Genomic DNA, 19398 nt, shown 5'->3' with positions numbered 1-19398 from the left:
TCAAGTCATGACCCAGTCTCTGAGGGGTCGATCCGTCGTCGTTACCGGCGGGTCGAAAGGCATCGGCAAGGGCATAGCGCGGGTGTTCGCACTCTCGGGTGCCAAGGTCGCCATCATTGCGCGCCATGTCGACCAGGCCGAAGCCGCGGCCGCCGAGATCGGCCATGGCGCCTTTGGCGTGGTTGGCGACGTTACCTCGCTCGCCAGCATCGAGAGCGCGCTTGCCGCGGCAGCCGCGAGAAACGGCAGTATCGACGTTTTGTGCGCCAATGCCGGCATCTTCCCGCAGGCACGGCTCGAGGACATGACCTCACAGCAATGGGACGAGGTTGTCGACACCAACCTCAAGGGCACCTTCCACGCTGTCAAGGCGGCGGTTCCCTATCTCAAGGCATCCGACCAGGGCCGCATCGTGCTGACGTCGTCGATCACCGGCCCGATCACCGGTTTTCCCGGCTGGTCGCACTACGGCGCCACCAAGGCGGGACAGCTCGGCTTCATGCGAACGGCCTGCATCGAACTGGCGAGATACGGCATCACCGTCAACGCCGTCATGCCCGGCAACATCGTGACCGAGGGCCTTGTCGGCCTGGGCGGGGACTACCAGAAGACCATGGCCGCCTCGATCCCCCTCAAGCGGCTCGGAAGCGTGGAGGACATCGGCTACGCCGCGCTCTACTTTGCATCGAAGGAAGCCGGCTACGTGACGGGACAGACAATCATTGTCGATGGCGGCCAGATCCTGCCGGAGAGCCTGGAGGCACTGGCATAGGTTGGTTCAAAACTTGCTCAGATAGGCCTCGCACAGCCCGACCGTTCCCTCGGTATAGGGAAGGCCCATCGACTTGGCGAGGTCTGTCTCGGCGTGCGAGCCGATCCACGCGACCAAGAGCAGACGGCGCAGCATCACGAAGGTCTGGATCTCGTCTTCGTCCGCCCTGGGCAGGTCAAGCACACGGCGATAGCCGGTCGTCCATGACCGGATGAGATCGGCTGCCTGTGGCTCGTGCTCGTAGAAAGAGATGGGCGTCGCCGCGTCGTACATATACCAGCCGAAGCCGCAGTCGTCGAAGTCGATGACCTTCACCGTCTTGCCGTCGATCAGAAGGTTGGCGAGCCGCAGATCGCAATGGATGAGGCCGAAGCGGTCATGGCCCTTGCCGAAGGCGGCGAGCCGGCGGCCGATCAGCTCCGCGGTGCGGCCAAAAAGCCTGGCTTTCGCGGCATCGACGCCGATGCCGTCACGCCAGCGTCCCCAATGCGGCCTCTCCTCGCCGAGGCTTGTTTCGAAATCCCATACAGGGCGGCTGAACCAGGAAGGGCGCTTCCACTGCCGGGTGTGGATGTGCATGCGGGCCGTCACCTCGCCCAGCAGTTCGAAAGGTTCGCCAAGCGCCTCGCCTATGCCCGGCTCCGAACCGGTCTCCCATTGCGACAGCACGACATTGCGTGGTTGCGCCAATCTGGCATGGCCGACACGCTGGATTTGCTCACCGTCCTTCCCCGCCACCGGCACGGGCGTCGGGACGATCCCGGTCTGGCGCAGATCGGTCAGCCAGGCCAGTTCAGATTGAATGGCCATCCTTGAATGGTAGCCGTCGCGATGGATGCGGAGCGCCCAGCGCCGGCCGTCGCGGGCCGCAATCTTGTAGGTCGCGTTCTCCGACAGGTTGATCATATCGACGGAAACGTCCGCCGGCAGATCGTAGTTGGCGGTGGCCGCTTCCGCCGTTTCCTGCAGGATCCCGAGTTGCTGGTCGTGGGTGAGCGCGTCGAAATCCATCACTGTCCATCCTGCCCTATCCCAGCACACCTGCCCCATGCCGGAACCCGCGCGATCCCGGCAAGCCCAGCCGCCCGTTCGCACTGGACGCCTGACAATTTCAACGAGGGTTGGACCATGTCAACTCGCCTTGCCTGCCTGATGCAGCAACGCCCGCGCGCGCGGCATTGCCGCATCGAAGCGATCCATGATGTCCCGGCAGGTCTCGTGGTCCAGAAGAACGCCGGGCTTCCATTGCAGCACCCGCTTGTCGAGCGACGAGAAGATCGCCCAGACGCCCTGCTCGTAGAGCGCACGCGACACGAAGACGGCGCCTTCCGGATGATTGCTGAATTCCAGCCCGAGGATCACGCCTTTCTGGCGTACCCCGGTGAAGATATCGCCGTGACGAACCTGCATCTCGCGCATGGCCTGCGCCATGAACTCGGTTACTGTGCCGACATTGGCCACCAGTTCGGGCCGCTGCAGCATCTCGATGACCTTGTGGCCGACGACACAGCCGAGTTCGGCCCCGCCGGTCGTCGAAATGTGGGCTGCCCCATCCTCGTTGAGCCAGCCGCCGGCTCTGTCGTTCACCAGCGCCGCGCTGATCGGATAGAGGCCGCCGGACAAGCCCTTTGCCGTCACCATGATGTCCGGCTGGACGCCGTAGGCCTGCCAGCCCCACATGCTGCCGGTGCGCATCAGGCCGGTCTGGACCTCGTCGGCGATGTACATCGCGCCATGCTTTTCGCACAGCGCCTTGCAGGCGGCGAGATAGCCGTCCTTCGGCATCGGGAAGCCGTAAGTGGCGGGGATTGTCTCCATGATCAGCGCCGCGACGTCTTCGCCCTTGAGCACCCGTTCCATGGCGTCGATATCGTTGAAGGGAACCTGGATGAACGTCTCCGGCTGGTCGGAGAGAAAGATCTTGGTGAAGCGATCGTCGCCGGTCGCCACTGCGAGCCCCGAATGCCCGTGATAGCCCTTGATGATCGACACGATCTTGCGCCGCTTGGTGGCATAGCGGGCGCTCTTGATGGCGATGTCCACCGCCTCCGCGCCGCCCGGCGCGAAGATCGCGTATTTCATTCCCGGCGAGACATTGACGAGGGATTCCGCCAGCGCCGTTCGCGCCACGGAAGGGAACCAGTGGTTGCCGATGTCGAAATAGTCGAGCGCGCTCTTCAGCGTCTCGACCAGCTCCGGATTGCGGTGACCGAGATTGTAGGTGCCGCCATTGAGGTGCAGGTCGATCAGGCGCCGCCCCGTCATGTCGTAGAGGAAATAGCCCTCTCGCCTGCCGATCACCAGATCGATCCCGGCCTTCTGCCAGAACCTGGTCTTGTCGGGGTTCCAGAAACGCATTGCCTTGTCGAAAAAATCCTGCTTCGACTCGAACTCGAAGGGGCCGAAGTCGTACATGCCTGTCTTGTCCTCAAGGGTTGATCGGGCGAGGCTCGCCCGATCGATGATGCAGGATTACCGACCGGCGAGAAAGGGGGAAGCATGATCCTGAAGGACAGGACCGCGATCGTCACCGGCGCGGGATCCGGCATCGGCAGGGCGGCGGCGCTGATCATCGCGCGCGAGGGTGCGGTGGTCGGCGTGGCGGATCGTAGCGCCGACGGCGCCAACGCGACGGTCGAACAGATTCTTGCCGTCGGTGGCCGGGCAAAGGCGCTTGTGTTCGACCTGACCGACGATCAGGCGCTTGAAGCCGGTTTTCACGATTTCATCCACGCTCAGGGCAGGATCGACATCCTGCACAATCATGCCGGCGTACAGGTCGAAGGCGACGTGCTCGGTGTCAGCGTGAAAGGCTTCGACACCTCCTGGACGCTCAATGTGCGGGCTCACTTCCTCGGTGCCCGCGTCGTCATGCCATTCATGAAGAAGGCAGGCCGCGGCGTCATCCTCAACACGTCGTCGAGCTCCGGCGTGCTCTACGACCGCGAGATGATCGCCTATACGACGACCAAGCACGCGGTGATCGCGATGACCAGGCAGATGGCCGGCGACTATGGCCGGTTCGGCATTCGCGTCAACGCGCTTTGTCCGGGTTGGGTGGACACGCCCTTCAATGCTCCTTTCATCGCCCAGATGGGAGGCCGGGAAGCCATCGAAGCCTACATCCGCGAAAGGGTGCCGCTTGGCCGTTGGGCAACCGTCGAGGAGATCGCGGAGGCAGTGCTGTTTCTGGTGTCCGACCGATCCTCGTACATGACGGGTCAGATCCTGGTTGTCGATGGAGGAGAAACGGTGATCTAGGACAATTCCGGGAAAGGTGTGAGCGGTTTTCCCGGGGAAAGCGCAGGTGCTTCAGCCTGGCGCGAGTGCCTTTCACGAGTGCCGGTGCGTCAAGGATTGGCCTGAGCGGTCATAGGAATGCGCTTTGGTCGGCGCCAGGGAACGAACGTCGAAGATCTATTCGAAAGAGTAAGTAAATCCTTCCGACGAGGCACCGACGGTGACTTTTGTCATCTTCTTGCCCTCGAGCGAGCGATTGAGCACGCCGCGGCTGAGTTCCGGCAGCAGCGTGTTGGTGAGGATGGCGTCGATCATGCGTCCGCCGGATTCGATCTCGGTGCAGCGCGCCTTGACCATGTCCATGACACCGTCGCCGATCACCAGCTCGGCATCGTTGGTTGCCTTGAGGCGCCGCGCGATCTTGCCGAACTGGTGCCTGGTGATCGCCTCGATCATCGCGTCCGAGAGCGGATAGTAAGGGATTGTCACCACGCGGCCGAGGAAAGCGGCCGGAAACACTTTCAGCAGCGGGCCGCGCAAGGCGGTGTCCAGGTCGTCCATGCCGCTGCGCAAGGTGCCGTTCTTGGTGCGGTCCATGATAACCTCGGAGCCGACATTCGAGGTGAGCAGGATCAGCGTGTTCTTGAAGTCGATCCGGCGGCCTTCGCTGTCGTCCATCATGCCCTTGTCGAAGACCTGGAAGAAGATCTCGTGTACGTCCGGATGCGCCTTCTCGACCTCATCGAGCAGGATCACCGAATAGGGCTTGCGCCGCACGGCCTCGGTCAGGATGCCGCCCTTGCCATAGCCGACATAACCGGGCGGCGCGCCCTTCAGCGTCGAGACCGTGTGCGCCTCCTGGAATTCGGACATGTTGATCGAAATCAGGTTCTGCTCGCCGCCATAGAGCGTTTCGGCCAGCGCCAGGGCTGTCTCGGTCTTGCCGACGCCGGAGGGGCCGCAAAGCAGGAACACGCCGACCGGCTTCTCCGGCGCGCCGAGGCCGGCGCGGCTGGTCTGCACGCGCCTCGCGATCATCTCCATCGCATGGTCCTGACCGACAACGCGCTCGGACAAAGTGGCGGCGAGCTTGAGCGCCTTCTCGGTCTGGCTGGACAGCATCCGTCCCGTCGGGATGCCGGTCCAGTCCTGGACGACGGCAGCCACCGCATTGCGATCGACCGACGGCAGGATCAGCGGGGTCTCGCCCTGCGCCTCGGCAAGTTCCGCCATCAATTCGCGCAGTCGTGCCAGATCGGCAGTGGAATCCGGCACGGCAACGGGCTCGTGCGCGGCAGCGGCCTCCATCTTTGCCGCCTTTGTTTTCGGAGACTTGGCCTTCGAGCCCTTGGGTTCGGCCGTCTTGGGTTCGGCCGTCCCGGGTTTCGGCGTCTTGGCCTCAGCTGCCTTGCTTTCATGCGCCTCGGCGGCTGGCGCATTGACGGCCTCGCCCGGAGCGGCTTCCCCGCCCTCCACCGCGTCAAGCGGCACGCCCTCGCCTCGGAGTTTGGCGCGCAGGTCGAGAATCTCGGCGACAAGCGCCTTTTCCCGATCCCAACGCGCTTGCGCTGCCGCAAGCACGGTCTCGGTTTCCGCCAACCCGGCCTCCACGCGAGCCTGTCTGTCGGCCACTTCGATGCCGATCGCCGCCTCGCGGCCGATGATGCCTTCCTCGACCTCGAGCGCCTGGCGGCGGCGCAGAATGTCCTCGACCTCCGCCGGCGTAGCGTGCTGCGAAACGGCAACGCGGGCGCAGGCTGTGTCGAGGAGGCTGACCGCCTTGTCGGGTAGTTGCCTGGCCGGAATGTAGCGGTGCGAAAGCGAAACCGAGGCCTCGATCGCCTCGTCGAGGATCTGCACCTTGTGGTGCTGCTCGAGAACGCCTGCGACACCGCGCAACATCAGCACGGCCACCGTTTCGGAAGGTTCTTCGATCTTGACCACCTGGAACCGGCGGGTCAGCGCCGGATCCTTCTCGATATGCTGCTTGTATTCGGCCCACGTCGTGGCGGCGATGGTGCGAAGCTCGCCGCGCGCGAGCGCGGGCTTGAGGAGATTGGCCGCATCGCCGGTTCCCGCCGCGCCGCCGGCGCCGATCAGCGTGTGTGCCTCGTCGATGAAGAGGATGATCGGCGTCTCTGAGGCCTGGACCTCGTCTATGACGGCCTTCAGCCGCTTTTCGAACTCGCCCTTGACGCTGGCGCCGGCCTGCATCAGCCCGACATCGAGCATGCGTACGCTGACATTCTGAAGCGTCGGCGGCACGTCGCCCTGGGCGATACGCAAGGCAAAGCCTTCGACGACCGCCGTCTTGCCGACACCTGCTTCGCCGGTCAGGATCGGGTTGTTTTGCCTGCGCCGCATCAGGATATCGACAATCTGGCGGATTTCAGGATCGCGGCCGACGACCGGATCGATCTTGCCGTCGCGAGCACGCTGGGTCAGGTCGGTGGCGTATTTGGCGAGCGCCGAATCCCCGCCCGGGCCGCGTCTCATCGGCATTTCGGCGGCCGCCGCGGCCGGAGGTGAGCCGGCTTCGAGCGAGCCCTCGGTGACGTCGCCAAAGCGGGCAATGACCCCGTCCGCATCGATCTTGTCGAATTCGGCGCTGATTTTCGAAACCAGCCCATCCAGCGCCGGCGTCTTCAGACAGGCGAGAAGAATATGCGCGCTGCGCACCTCCTCGACACCGAATTCCAGTGTGGCCAGGCTCCAGCCTTCCTGTATGGCGTGGAAGATGTGATCGGAGAATTCCTCCACCGAGGTCGCGCCGTAGGGCAGCTTGTCGATGGCGCGGGTCATATCGGCGGTCAGCCGGCTGACATCCAGCCCGGCATCGGCGACGATCATCTGCACATCCGAGCGCTCGGACAGCACCAGTTGCTGGACGAAATGAACGAGCTCGACATAGGGGTTGCCGCGCATCTTCGCCGTGTCCGCGGCGGCCTTGAAGGCGCGCACCCCCGTGGGATTGAGCTTTGCAACCAGTTCCTTGCGCTTGAAACTCTGCGACGATCGGCGCTGTTCCATTGAACCTGCCCCCGAAATCTGCTGACCGTACCCTGCCATAGAAGCGGCCGCTTGACAAAGCCGTGTGACGAACGAGGCCTTCCGACCCGGTTCGGGCGGCACCTCGTGGTTACACAAGCCCTGCAAACTCCTCCAACAAACCCGGATTGCGGGCCGGGCATGCGAGCCATTTCGCATGCCCGGCCCGCCGATCGCACAATGGGTTTGGTTGAAAGATTACTGGAGAATTCAGCTTCTGTTAGTTTTTGAGGAAGTGCTCAATTGTCGTGGCATGGGACCGATGATAACGTTGCGTCACATGGGTCACAGGGCCTTTGCTGGGGGTAGGTGTGATTGATCTCGCACTCTGGCTGAATCCTCTGGACGGTGCGAACCCGTCGGGAGAGGATTTACGCAACGACCCGGCTTTTCATGAGCTGGAGCGGCTCACGGAAGCCCAGCTCAAGGTCGTCCACGACGGTGGCAACAAGGCTTCGCAGTCAACCAGCGCCGTCGACTGGGCGGCCGTCCTCGAAAAATCGGAAGAATTGCAGTCGCGCGGCCGGGATTTGCGCCTTCTGGTCATCGTCACGCGCGCGCTGGCCAATGAAGAGAAGCTCGCCGGCCTCGCCCAGGGGCTGACCCTGATCGCAAGGACTTTCGACCAGTACTGGGATACGATGCATCCGGCTTTGCGGACTGGTGCCACGCCCCGCGACGCGGCGCTGCGACGCATCAATGCGCTGCTTGACCTCCAGAACGGCCAGGAAGGCCTGCTGGCGAACCTCAGGCAGACCGTCTTCTTCTCACCGCGCGCCATCGGGCCGATCAGCGGGCGAGACCTGGAACAGGCAGCGCTCGACGAGCGCGTCATGCTCCAGGAAGCTGCCTCGGGCCTCGGAACCGCCGAAAAGGCAGCGCTGACGGCCGCCCACAACCAGCTGCTGAACCGGGTGCGCACAGGATGCGCGGCGCAGATCGATCAGGCCGCGGACACTGTCGCGACACTTTTGGCCGATGCGCGCGCCGCGATTTCGGCGCTGGAGGCGGTGGATACCGCGCTCAATGCCCGCATCGACGGCAATGGCGCGGCCGTTCCGGATTTGAAGAAGTTCCTGCAGCGCCTGCTGACGACGTTGGAGCGGAATTCCAGCGCCGGCGCCATGGCCAACGGTGCGGCAAAGCCTGCCCCGCAGCCGGCCCAACCGGCATCGACGCCCACCCAAAACGGTCATGGAGCCGAAACGATGGCAAGTGTGGCAAGCTCCGTGGACGCCAGCGCCGGCCTGCCTGACCGGATCAACTCGCGCGACGACGTCGTCAAATGCCTCGATCTCGTGGTCGCCTTCTACGACCGCACCGAACCGTCCAGCCCTATCCCGCACCTCGCCCGGCGCGTGCGCAGGATGGTGCACATGGATTTCGTGGAACTGATGGAAGATCTCGCCCCGTCGGGGCTGAAGGAATTCCGGCTGCTTGCCGGTGTCGCCGATCCCAAGAAGCCGGCCCAGAAGGATGAAAGGTAACCAGTATGCCAGCAGAGAGCAAAGCCAAGGTCATCGAAAGAAACCGCGCCCCGCGCGTGCAGATCGCCTACGACGTCGAAACCTACGGCAGCCCCACGACGATCGAGTTGCCGTTCGTCATGGCTGTCATGGCCGACCTTTCCGGCGCCTCGCAGACCAAGGAAGCGTCGAAGTCGGTTCTGGACCGCAACTTCGTCGAAACCGACGCCAATCGCTTCCCCAAATTCATGGAAGCGATGGGACCGCGCGTGAAGGCGCGCGTGAAGAACACGTTGCCGCAAGCCGAAGGCGCCGAGCGGGACGAGGAACTGGCGATCGATCTCACCTTTTCCAAAATGGGTGATTTCGCGCCGGACAAGATCGCCGAGCAGGTACCGCAACTGGCCGAGATCCTCAAGATGCGGCGTCAACTCGAGGAACTGCTGGGCTTCATGGATGGCCGTGTCGACGCCGAAAAGCGCATCGCGCAGCTTCTGAACAACGAGCCGCTGCTGAGCAAGATCGCCGGCCAGGCGATTTCTGACGGCAAGGGCGAGGAGTAAGTCATGGCCGAACAGCAAAAGACCGCAGCCGCTACCGCCGAGGCCGAAGCCATCGATCTTGGCGAATTCAGCGGCCTCCTTGAAAAGGATTTCAAGGTCAAGAAGGACGACAGCGAGAAACTGCAGCAGTTGGTGCGCAACCTGGCACTGGCCGCTCAGTCCCGTTCCGAGACGACGACCATCTCGTCCAACGCGATCAGGTCGATCAAGTCGCTGATCGCGGGCATCGACAAGATGCTGACGACGCAGGTCAACGAGATCCTGCATGCCCCGGAAGTGCGGGAGATGGAAGGCACCTGGCGAGGCCTTTGGTACCTCATCAACAACACCGAGACTGACACCAAGCTGAAGATCCGGGTGATGAACATCTCCAAGGAGCAGTTGGCCGACACGCTGGAAGACTATGAAGGTCAGATGTGGGACCAGAGTCCGATCTTCAAGAAAGTCTACACGGACGAGTATTCGATGCTGGGCGGCGAGCCGATCGGCTGCATCATCGGCGCCTACGAGTTCTCCAACCATCCGCGCGACGTCGGCCTGCTGCGCAACATCTCGGGTGTCTGTGCCTCGGCGCACACGCCATTCATCGCGGCCGCGTCGCCGCGGCTGTTCCGCATGGACAGCTGGCAGGAACTGCCGAACCCGCAAGACCTGCAGATGATCGTGAACAACCCGTCCTATGCCTCATGGCAGTCGCTGCGCGAGAGCGAGGACGCCCGCTATATCGGGCTTACCATGCCGCGCGTGCTGGCACGCCTGCCCTACGGCTCGGAAACCGTTCCGGTGAAGGGCTTCACCTTCGAGGAGGAGGTGGGCGGCGACCACAACAAATATGTCTGGATGAACGCCGCCTTCCCGATGGGCGTCAACATCAACCGCAGCCACAAGCTCTATGGCTGGGGAACGCAGATCCGCGGCGTCGAGAATGGCGGCACGGTGCTCAATTTGCCGGTGCACGCCTTCCCGACGGACGACGGTTCGATCGCAATGAAATGCCCGACCGAGGTCGCCATCGACGACCGGCGCGAGGCGGAATTGGCGAAGCTTGGCCTGATGCCGATCCTGCACCGCAAGAACACCGATCTCGCAGCCTTCATCGGCGCGCACTCGCTCCAGGATGACGAGACGCGCGCCGGGCGCCTCGTCGACCCCGACGCCCAGTCGAACGAAAGGCTGAGCGCCAACCTGCCCTACCTGTTCCCGGTGTCGCGTTTCGCGCATTACCTCAAGGCGATCGCGCGCGACAAGATCGGATCGTTCAAGGAACGCACCGATATGGAGATCTGGTTGACCGAATGGATCAACCGGTACGTGCTGGCCAATCCGGCCTTCGCCGACGACAAGGCACGGGCCAAGCGTCCGCTTGCCGCTGCCGAGGTTCAAGTCGACAGCGTCGAAGGCCGGCCCGGTTACTACAATGCCCGTTTCTATCTGCGTCCGCACTACCAGCTGGAAGGCATCAACGCCTCTCTCCGGCTGGTATCGGAACTGCCGTCAGTGAAGGGCTGAAGTCGCAGCGAAGTCATCTTGTTTCGTTTGAAAAGCGGTGGAGAAAGACAATGCCGACCACAGAGAGAAGCGAGGGTCCTTCAATGAAGATCGATGGTTTTTTGAAAGTTCCGGACATCAAAGGCCCGAGCAAGCGCGACGGCCATGAAGACGAGATCGAAGTGCATGGCGTCGATTACAAGATGATAGCGCCCTACGACCCGAATTCGCTTTCGCGACGCGGCCGTGTGTCGATGGGAATGATCAAATTCATCAAGCACTACGACAAGTCGTCGCCATATCTGAAGAAGGCGCTGTTCGAGAACAAGGCGCTCGACGAGGTGGTGTTCTCGGCACGCCGCACCATTGACGGCGAGACCAGCGACTATCTGGTCGTGACGCTCACCGACGCCTCGGTCATGGAGTACGATATGCGGCAGGCCACCGACGAGGCCGATCTTATCGAGGAAGAAGTCAGCTTCGCCTACAAGAAGATCAAGTTCGTCTACGACAAGGACGACGAGATCGAAATGGACGTCTATGTCGGCAAGTGAGGCCAAGCGGCCTGGCGCGAAGCCGCAGTTTGCCGGCAGTTCGCGGGCAAAGCGCGAGGCGGTCCAGCCTTCGCTCTGGGACCGCCTCGTCAACGACTTGCCTGGTGTGGCGTCGGAGATCGACGGGCTGCGCCGTCTTCTGGATGAAGAACTCGGCGCCGAGCGCGTCGAGGCTCTTCTTGCCGGCAGCGCACGCGGCATCGATACCGAAGCCGAACTGACGCCAGAGCAGAGGCGGCGCCTGCACCGGCTGGTCTTCCAGGCCGAACATCGCGCCGAGATCGAAAGCCGCGGTGTGGTGGTTTCGGCACGCGTGCTGAAAGAAGCCGTGCGGCGCGACATCGAGGCCCTGTTCAACACCGAGCGCTTCGAATCCGTACCGATGCTCTCCGATGCCGAACACGAACAGCCCCTGGACGAACTGCCGTCGCTCGCCGACTTTCCCGAGGTGCGCCGCAGCGTGGTCAATTATGGCGTGCCGTCCTTTTCCGGCCGCTCTTCGCGGGATTTCGACCGCGATGCGCTGGCGCGCGAAATCCGCGCGGTGCTTGCCACCTTCGAGCCGCGCCTGAAGGAGAGCGCCACGACCGTCAACGTCACGCTCGGAGACAAGACCGTCGGCCTCAAGATCGAGATCGACGCGGTGCTGATCATGGCCCCGACACCGGAGCGCATGCGGCTGCGCACCACGATCAATCTCGACAACGGCCTGGCACGAACCGAATTCCGGGAGACCTGAGATGGATCGGGTCTTCGTGGAGTACTACGAAGAAGAACTGACCCATATCCGGGCGTTGGCCGCGGAATTCGCCGACATGCATCCGGCGGTCGCCCGTAATCTTTCCCTCGACACGGTCCCCTGCCCCGACCCTTATGTGGAACGGCTGCTCGACGGCGTGGCCTTCCTGGCCGCGCGCACCCGCCTCAAGGTCGACGCGGAGCGCTCGCGCTTCTCGCGCGCCGTGCTCGATGTGCTTTATCCGGATCTGGTGACGCCGGCGCCGGCGACGGCGATGGCCGTGCTGAAACCCGGCCAGCAGGTGCAGTCGATGATTGCCGGCCACGCCGTCGCGCGCGGCACACGATTGGTCTCCGGCCTCAATCCAGGGCTTTCGACACGTTCGACCTTCACGACCGCGCAGGAGGTCACGCTGTGGCCGATCGCGATCACCTCGGTCGGTTATTTCCAGGATCGCAGCGCGCTCGCGGCTGCCGGAATCGCGCCGATCGGCGACGCGCGCGGCGAGGCGGCGTTTCGCGTCACCCTCTCCCGGACGGGAAAGGGCAAGCTCAGCGAACTGTCGCTTGACCGTCTCGACCTCTATTTCGCCGGGCGTGCCAGGGCACCCTTGCTTTTCGATGCAATCTTCGGCGCTTGCTCGGCTCTCGGCGCGCGGGCGGAAGGCAAGACCAATCCGCTGACGGCGCTGCCCGAGCCCGAAATGATCGGCATCCGCGACGACGAAGCGCTGATGCCGCGCACCCGTCCGACCTTCGAGGGATACCGGCTGCTGCGCGAATATTTCATGATCCCGGAGCGCTTCCATTATGTGCGGGTCGCCGGCCTCCAGCCGGTGGTGCGCAAGTGCGATGCGGGGATCGAGATCATCTTCCTGTTCCGGCGTCCGGTGCCCGAGCTCGCCGATGTGACGGTTGCCGACTTCGAATTGTTCGTGACACCGGTCATCAATCTCTTCGAACGCGAATGCAACGTCATCGAGATCGACCCGCGCAAAACGCGTCAGGTGCTGCACGCCGACCGCACGCGGGCGCGGGATTTCGAGATCTTCCGGGTCACGCGGGTCGAGGACGCCGACGCCGAGAGCGGCGAGGCGACAATTCCCGAACTGTTCAGCCTGGGGCAGAACCGCGGCAGCGGCTGGGTCTATTCGATTGAGCGGCGTCCGCGCCGGGCCACCGAGGACGAGCGGCGCGAGGGCCTGACCCGCACCTCCTACACCGGCGACGATGTCTTCATCGCCGTCTCGCGCCCGGCAGGGAGCTCGCCAAACCGGCCACTCAAGCGGCTCGACATCACGGCGCTGTGCACCAACCGCGACCTGCCGATCCTGGACGACACGCCGACGCTGACGCTGGAGACCGCCGATCCGGTCGAAGCGGTGCGCTTGCTTGGAGCGCTGCGGGCGCCGCAGCCGGCAGTCCCGGCGTCCCTTCCTGCCAGCGCGGCCGGTGAATCCCGCGCCGACAATCTCGCCTGGCGGCTGGTGTCGCAGCTCTCTCTCAACTTCCTCAGCCTTGCCCAGGAAGGCCGTGGTGTCGATCCGCTGCATGCCTTGCTCGACCTTTATGCCGATCGCGGCGATCCCAGCCTTGCCCGCAACGTGCATTCGATCGTGCGCATCGATTCACGCCCGGTGATCGAGCGGCTCCAGATCGACGGGCCAATGTGTTTCGGACGCGGTACCGAAGTGACACTGCATGTCGACCAGTCCGTGCTGGCGGGGCAAAGTTCGCTGCTGCTTTCGGCACTGCTTTCGCGGCTGTTCGCCCGCCATGCAGGGATAAACGGATTTGTGCGGACCCGTACCCGGTTGCTGCAGAAGCAGGAGGATGTGCCATGGCCGATGACGCCCGGCAATCGCTACCTGATCTAGCGGAGCCCGCAACGGTTGCGGCCGAACCGTTGCTGGAGAGCTTCGACTTTTTCGAGTTGCTGCGGCGCCTGGAGCAGCGCGGTGGATTGTTCGGCCATTCCGGAACGGCCGACCGCGAGCCGGCGAGACTTGGCCAGCATGTGCGCCTGAGCTTCTCGGCTCGCGATGTGGTCAAGCTCCAGGACGCCGGGGACAAGGCCCACGCGCGGGTGACCGTCGCCAATCTCGGGCTGCTTGGACCGGAAGGACCGATGCCATTGCATCTGACACGCTGGGTGCTCGACCGGCTGTCGCAGCGCTGGTTCACCGGGGCCGATGCCGAGCAGACCAGCGACACGACCTTCGTCGATTTCGTCAACATCCTGCAGCACCGCATGATGGCCCTCTACTATCGCGCCTGGGCCGACGCGCATCCGGCGGTGCAGGTCGAACGGTCAGTCGGCGGGCGGGTTCGCGCCATGCTGGAGGCAATGTCCGGGATCGGCTTCCCCGGCACGCAGGATCCCGAACTCGACACTGTTCGACTGCGGCAGGCTGGATCGCTCGCCAACCAGATCGACGGCGCGGAGCGGCTGACGCTGTTTCTCGCCACCGCCTTCAAGGTGCAGGTGCAGATCAAGGAATTCGTCGCCGCTTGGATCACCATACCGAAGGCACTGCAGACGCGTCTCGGCAAGGCCCATGCCGGGCTTGGACGTGGCGCGACGATCGGGCCGCGGGTCTTCAGCCGCCAAAGCAGGATCGAATTGCGCATCGGTCCGTTGAGCCTCGACGACTTCAGGTCGTTCCTACCCGGCGAACGGCGCCTTGGCCTGTTCAGGAAGGCGGTGCGCGACATGATCGGCGAGACGCTCGACGTCGATCTGCGCATCGTCCTCGCACGCGACGCCGTGCCGCCGCCACGGGTCGGGACCGTCCAGCTTGGCCGGACGGCCTGGCTGGCGCGTCCCGCCGAAAAGGGTGACGCCGACGATCTCAGATTGCACACCATCGTCGGCTGGCGGCCGGAAATGGCGGAGGCTGCCGCATGAGCCTGCTGCTGACGCTGGAACAAAGCCCGCGCTCGCAAGTGGTCAGGCAGACCCGGCTGGACGAGGGCGAATTGGTGATCGGGCGCAGCGCCGACGCCGGCTGGCAGATCGACGACCCGGACATGTTCGTCTCGCGCGCCCATTGCAAGATCAGCGGCGACCGGGATGGCTACTTCGTTACCGACACGTCGAGCAGCGGATTGTTCGTCGATGACTCCGACAGCCCCCTGGGTCCTGGCAGGTCGATGCGGCTGCAGAACGGCATGCGGCTGCGCATGGGCGACTATATCTTCCACGTCGAGGTTCAATCCAAAGCGAACCGGACGTCGGTCGGCCCGGCCCCTGTCACCGGCCATCCCGCGCCTGCATGGTCATCGCCGGGAGCGCGAACGCCTGCCAGCACCGGCGGCGACGACTTCTTCTCGGCCAAGGTCGAGGAAGAACCGCGCCCGCCACGCCCGGCGGACTTGCCGAACCCGTTCGAGCAGCCCGTTCCGGGGGCTTATGACCGCCCATCGATCCAGCGCAGTTCGCCTGCCTTCGACGACCCGTTCAGCCTCGACCCGGTGGCGACATCGCAATCCAGCGATGCCGCTGCTCCAGGTCAGCCGGATCCGTTCGGGTTCGGCGAAATGCCTTCGCGCAACGATGCGTCCGGGCATGCGGCAAAGCCGGCAAGCTTCGATGACGATTTCAGCTTTGGGCCGGCCGCGACCCCGCCTCTGGCTATCGGCGCAGACCCGGCAGGACGTGTGCAGCATCAGGCTGAAAAGCCGCGCGCCGGGCATCCCTGGGATGTACCGGTGCAAGCAGCCGAGCCACCGCCGCCGCGACGCGCCGTTCCAGCGCCCAAGCCGGCGCGCCCGGCGCAGCCCGCATCCGGCGATATGGCACTTCGTGCCGCATTCTTGCGCGGCATGGGCGTCGAGGAGGCCGATTTTCCCGGCCGCGACCCGATCGCCGAAATGGAAAAATTCGGACGTGAATACCGGCTGATGCTGGATGGCTTGATGCAACTCCTGCGCAAGCGCGCCGAGGAGAAGGGAAGCGCGCGCGTCGCCCAGACGGTGGTCGGCGCTTCCGAGGTCAACCCGCTTAAATTCCTGCCGACGGCCGAGGATGTCATCGTCACCATCATCTCGGAACGCAGTCCGGGCTTTCTCTCCGGCGAGGCGGCGATCGACGACGCGGTAAGGGACCTTGCACAGCATCACATACGCGCCTGGCGCGGCGTTCAGGCCGCGCTTCGGCGCATGATCGACCGTTTCGATCCGGCCGCGATCGAGGAAGAGCTCAAGTCCAATTCCGCCATCGGCAATCTGCTCTCCGGCGGACGTAACGCCAAGCTGTGGGAGCTCTACCAGAAACGCCATCGCGACATCGCCCAGAGCGCGGAATCGAGTTTCCTGGGCGAGATCGGCGCAGACTTCAGGGACGCATATGAAGAGGAGGAGTAGGACATGATCGACAGACGCGAATTCGTCGTTGCCCTCGGCGCGACGGGGCTGCTTGCGGCTTGCCAGAGCGGCCCGCCGAAACCATCGGTTATCTCGGTCAACGTGACCGGGGGCGCCGGCATGAATCCAGGACCGGGCGGCGGCGACAGGCCGGTGACGGTACTGGTGATGCGGCTTGCCAGCACCGGCAAGTTCAACTCGGCCGACTATTTCGCGCTGCAGGGCGATGCCAGCTCGGCGCTCGGCGCCGACCTCATCGGCTCCGACACGATCTCGGTCGCGCCAGGCAAGACGGCGGCCAAGACCATCACGGTCGAGCCGAACGCCACGGCACTCGGCTTCGTGGCGCTGATCCGCGAGCCAGGCGGACGCAACTGGCGCACGACCAAGTCGGTATCGCCGGGGTCGAAATTCACCGTCAATGTCAGCCTCGGCAAGGGCGGCATTTCCGCCTAGCGACAGGGGCCACGGATGGTTGTGCGCAGAAAGTAATGGCATGAGCGATGCAAACAGGGTGCTGTGGTCGGAGGGCCTGTTTCTCAGGACCCAGCACTTCCAGCAGCAGGATCGGTTCTTCGAGGGCATGGTGCGCGGCGCATTGCAGGCCGGTCAGCTCCATACTTTCGGCTTCCAGCAGCTGACCCTCGACCAGTCGCTGCTCGACGCCGGCCAGGTCTCGATCGTGTCCGCCCGGGGTATTTTCCCGGACGGCACCCCTTTCTCCATCCCGGAACTGATGGATGCGCCGAAGCCGCTGCCGGTCACTGCGGACACCGGCGCCGGTCCGGTGCTGGTGGCACTGCCGCTCGAGCCGCCCGGTGGCGTCGGATTCGATCCGGCGCATGCGGCTTCGACGGGCGCGCGCTACCACGGCAAGATCGTTTCGGTGCGCGACGCCGTCCAGAGCGGCGCTGATCCGGAAGAGATCGAGGTCGCCCGGCCGCAAGCCGCCCTGCTTGCACCCGGCAAATCGGTCGGCGGTTATACCGCCTTGCCGATCGCCGACATAAAGGGTGTGCGCGCCGACGGCGGCATCTCGCTCGATGAGACGTTCCTGCCGCCGACGCTGGTCACCGGCGCGGTCCACTGGTACCGGCAATTGCTGCAGGAAGTGGTCACCGGCCTCGACCAGATCGCCGAAGCGCATGGCAAGATGGTGATGGGCGGCGCCGGCCGCAGCGTCGAAGACCTTTTGATGCTGCACCTCGCCAACGCCGCTCGCCCGCGGCTTGCCCACATGCTGGCACAGGATGTCTTTCATCCGGCCGAACTCTATCTCGAACTGGCCGGACTGGCCGGCGAGATGGCAACCTACGGCTCGAGCTCGCGGCGGCTCGGCGAATTGCCGGCCTACGACCACATGGCGCCCGGCCCCGCCTATATGGCGCTGGCCGACGCCCTGCGCTCGCTCATCCTCAGCCTGCGCTACATCGAGCCGAAATCACGCGCGCTGCCCGTGATGCGGCACGCGACCAATGTCTGGAAAGTGCGCATCGACAACCCGAAGCTGTTGGTCGCCAGCCGCATTGTCATCCGCGTCGGATCGGAACTGTCGGAAGACGCGCTGCGCAAGATCTTCGTCAACCAGGCGACGGTCGGCGCCGCCGATCAGTTCGAAGGCCTTTGGAAGTCGCGCCTGCCGGGTATTCCGCTGAAACCGCTTCATTCGCAGCCACGCGAGATTCCCTATGATGGCGACCGGCTGTGCCTGGAGCTTGACCAGAAGAGCGAGCATTGGGCCTCGTTGCTCGACGCCCCCGGCTTCGTCATCGGCGTTTCCGGTGTCCTGCCGAGCGAGCCGCAGGTCGACTGCTACTCAGTGAACAGGTGAGGCCATGAGCCGGGATGATCCTTTCGGACTGTCGGAGGATCGCGAACGCACACGCATCAGGCTGGCGGGCGCCGCGCCGCGGCCGATGGCGCCGCTGGCACCGGGCGCGCCTGTCAAAAGGGCGCGCGCCCATCCCAACACGCTCATCAATATCTTCGCGCCGTTGCTCGAATTCGCGCCGGAGCTCGAAAGCGCGCTGGCGCCGGAGAACCCGGAAGCGATGCGCACGCGCCTGCTCGACGAGTTGGTTCAGGCGCGCGACGCCGCGATGGCAGCAGGCTCCTCGCTGGAGCGCGCCGACCAGGCGGCCTGGGCGGTGGCGGCGTTGCTCGACGACCTGGCGCTGAACACGCCGTGGGGCGGCGCCAGCGCCTGGCCGCGCCAGCCGCTGGTGGTCATGCTGCGTGGCGATGTCGATGCCGGCACCCAGTTTTTCACCCGCCTTGACGAGTTGGAGCGCCATCCCAACCGCGACCGCGAGATGCTTGAGCTTCAGTATTACTGCCTGGCGCTCGGCTTCCGCGGCAAGTACCGGGTGCCCGGCCGCGCCGGCGACCGCTCGCTCAATGCCGTGCGTGTGGCAGCCGCGCGGTTCCTGCGCAATGCCGACGCCGAGGACGCGCCGCTGTCGCCGAACTGGAAAGGCGTGATCGCTTCCGACGAACCGCAGCGCTTCATCGTTCCAATCTGGGTGATGGCACTTGCCGCGGTCGTCGTCGCCGCCGCCGCTTACATCGGTCTGTCGATGGGCTTGAGCAGCCAGGCGGTCGAACTCTCCGCCCTCGTGCGCACGCTGCCGCCGGCCTCACGCGCGGACGTTACCCGCGCCGCGCCCAAGCAGGATGCGCCCGCACCTGAACTGCCACAGCCGGTCGATTTCGCGCTGCTGCCCGCGTTCAAGGTGGAAGCGCCGACGAGCCTCAAGGGCGCGCTCAGCGGCACCGAAAGCGTCTCGCTGGCCAAGCTGATCATCCAGTCGTCCAACCCCGAACTCTTCCAGTCTTCGCGGCCGACACTGTCGCAAGGCTATGAGCCGCTGATCCAGTCGATCGCCAAGGTGATCCTCGCCAATCAGGAGCTCATCGGAAACATCACGATCGTCGGCCATACCGACAATGTGCGCCTGCAACGGTCCAATCCGCTCGCCAGCAACCAGCGGCTCTCGGAGGCACGTGCCCAAACCATAGCGGACCTCCTGGTGCAGGCTGGCGTGCCACAGGAGCGCATCCATTCCGAAGGCCGCGCCGACTCCGATCCGGTGGCCGACAACTCGACGCGCGAGGGCCGCGCGCTTAACCGGCGCGTCGAGGTCCTGGTCGAGAAGAGGCTCTGA

The 19398-nt window shown here is 64.5% G+C and carries 16 protein-coding genes; 13 read left to right on the top strand and 3 right to left on the bottom strand.

What is annotated here, in order from left to right; all coding sequences use genetic code 11:
* Positions 1 to 7 precede the first annotated feature (7 nt).
* A complete protein-coding gene (gene fabG / locus CK226_RS24800; protein WP_095775007.1) occupies positions 8 to 772 on the top strand; it encodes a 3-oxoacyl-ACP reductase FabG in 765 nt (254 codons plus the stop codon).
* Positions 773 to 778: 6 nt separating this feature from the next.
* Here the strand turns inward: fabG and CK226_RS24795 are convergent, their stop codons facing one another.
* Both CK226_RS24795 and CK226_RS24790 read right to left on the bottom strand, forming a co-directional pair.
* Positions 779 to 1783: a phosphotransferase enzyme family protein gene (locus tag CK226_RS24795; RefSeq protein ID WP_245437833.1), complete on the bottom strand. Its 1005-nt coding sequence runs from the start codon at positions 1781 to 1783 to the stop codon at positions 779 to 781.
* 120 nt (positions 1784 to 1903) lie between these two features.
* Positions 1904 to 3187 carry an aspartate aminotransferase family protein gene (locus CK226_RS24790; protein WP_095793338.1) on the bottom strand — a complete coding sequence of 428 codons (1284 nt, stop codon included), beginning with the start codon at positions 3185 to 3187 and terminating at the stop codon, positions 1904 to 1906.
* 84 nt (positions 3188 to 3271) lie between these two features.
* On the opposite strand from CK226_RS24790, the gene CK226_RS24785 reads away from it, so the two are divergent.
* On the top strand, positions 3272 to 4033 hold the full coding sequence (locus CK226_RS24785; protein WP_095789838.1) for an SDR family oxidoreductase: 762 nt from the start codon (positions 3272 to 3274) through the stop codon (positions 4031 to 4033).
* Positions 4034 to 4189: 156 nt separating this feature from the next.
* Here the strand turns inward: CK226_RS24785 and tssH are convergent, their stop codons facing one another.
* Complete coding sequence (tssH, locus tag CK226_RS24780; RefSeq protein ID WP_095793337.1) at positions 4190 to 7042, bottom strand: type VI secretion system ATPase TssH; 2853 nt, start codon at positions 7040 to 7042, stop codon at positions 4190 to 4192.
* Positions 7043 to 7371: 329 nt separating this feature from the next.
* Between tssH and tssA the strand changes: the two genes are divergently transcribed.
* The 11 genes from tssA to tssL all read left to right on the top strand — a co-directional run bounded on the left by tssA (position 7372) and on the right by tssL (position 19398).
* Positions 7372 to 8547, top strand: coding sequence for a type VI secretion system protein TssA (gene tssA / locus CK226_RS24775; protein ID WP_095793336.1), 1176 nt, complete (start codon positions 7372 to 7374; stop codon positions 8545 to 8547).
* A 5-nt stretch (positions 8548 to 8552) separates the two neighbouring features.
* Positions 8553 to 9089, top strand: coding sequence for a type VI secretion system contractile sheath small subunit (gene tssB, locus CK226_RS24770; protein WP_019859789.1), 537 nt, complete (start codon positions 8553 to 8555; stop codon positions 9087 to 9089).
* Between the two features lie 3 nt (positions 9090 to 9092).
* Positions 9093 to 10598, top strand: a complete 1506-nt coding sequence (tssC, locus tag CK226_RS24765; RefSeq protein ID WP_095789835.1) for a type VI secretion system contractile sheath large subunit — start codon at positions 9093 to 9095, stop codon at positions 10596 to 10598.
* A gap of 83 nt (positions 10599 to 10681) precedes the next feature.
* Complete coding sequence (locus tag CK226_RS24760; protein ID WP_162034372.1) at positions 10682 to 11131, top strand: Hcp family type VI secretion system effector; 450 nt, start codon at positions 10682 to 10684, stop codon at positions 11129 to 11131.
* Positions 11118 to 11870, top strand: coding sequence for a type VI secretion system baseplate subunit TssE (gene tssE, locus CK226_RS24755; RefSeq protein ID WP_095775014.1), 753 nt, complete (start codon positions 11118 to 11120; stop codon positions 11868 to 11870). Before CK226_RS24760 ends, tssE begins: the two co-directional genes overlap by 14 nt.
* A gap of 1 nt (position 11871) precedes the next feature.
* Positions 11872 to 13746, top strand: a complete 1875-nt coding sequence (tssF, locus tag CK226_RS24750) for a type VI secretion system baseplate subunit TssF (RefSeq protein ID WP_095789833.1) — start codon at positions 11872 to 11874, stop codon at positions 13744 to 13746.
* Entirely contained in the window at positions 13710 to 14777 is a 1068-nt protein-coding gene (gene tssG, locus CK226_RS24745) for a type VI secretion system baseplate subunit TssG (RefSeq protein WP_095793335.1), read from the top strand. Before tssF ends, tssG begins: the two co-directional genes overlap by 37 nt.
* On the top strand, positions 14774 to 16234 hold the full coding sequence (gene tagH, locus CK226_RS24740) for a type VI secretion system-associated FHA domain protein TagH (RefSeq protein ID WP_095793334.1): 1461 nt from the start codon (positions 14774 to 14776) through the stop codon (positions 16232 to 16234). The genes tssG and tagH overlap by 4 nt, the downstream gene beginning before the upstream one ends.
* A 3-nt stretch (positions 16235 to 16237) precedes the next feature.
* Positions 16238 to 16690, top strand: a complete 453-nt coding sequence (gene tssJ, locus CK226_RS24735) for a type VI secretion system lipoprotein TssJ (protein ID WP_019859795.1) — start codon at positions 16238 to 16240, stop codon at positions 16688 to 16690.
* Between the two features lie 40 nt (positions 16691 to 16730).
* Positions 16731 to 18065: a type VI secretion system baseplate subunit TssK gene (gene tssK, locus CK226_RS24730; protein WP_095793333.1), complete on the top strand. Its 1335-nt coding sequence runs from the start codon at positions 16731 to 16733 to the stop codon at positions 18063 to 18065.
* 4 nt (positions 18066 to 18069) lie between these two features.
* Positions 18070 to 19398, top strand: coding sequence for a type VI secretion system protein TssL, long form (gene tssL, locus CK226_RS24725; RefSeq protein WP_095793332.1), 1329 nt, complete (start codon positions 18070 to 18072; stop codon positions 19396 to 19398).

This window comes from Mesorhizobium sp. WSM4311, assembly GCF_002295115.1.
Lineage (GTDB): Bacteria > Pseudomonadota > Alphaproteobacteria > Rhizobiales > Rhizobiaceae > Mesorhizobium.
This window is presented reverse-complemented; position numbering and strand designations above follow the sequence as displayed.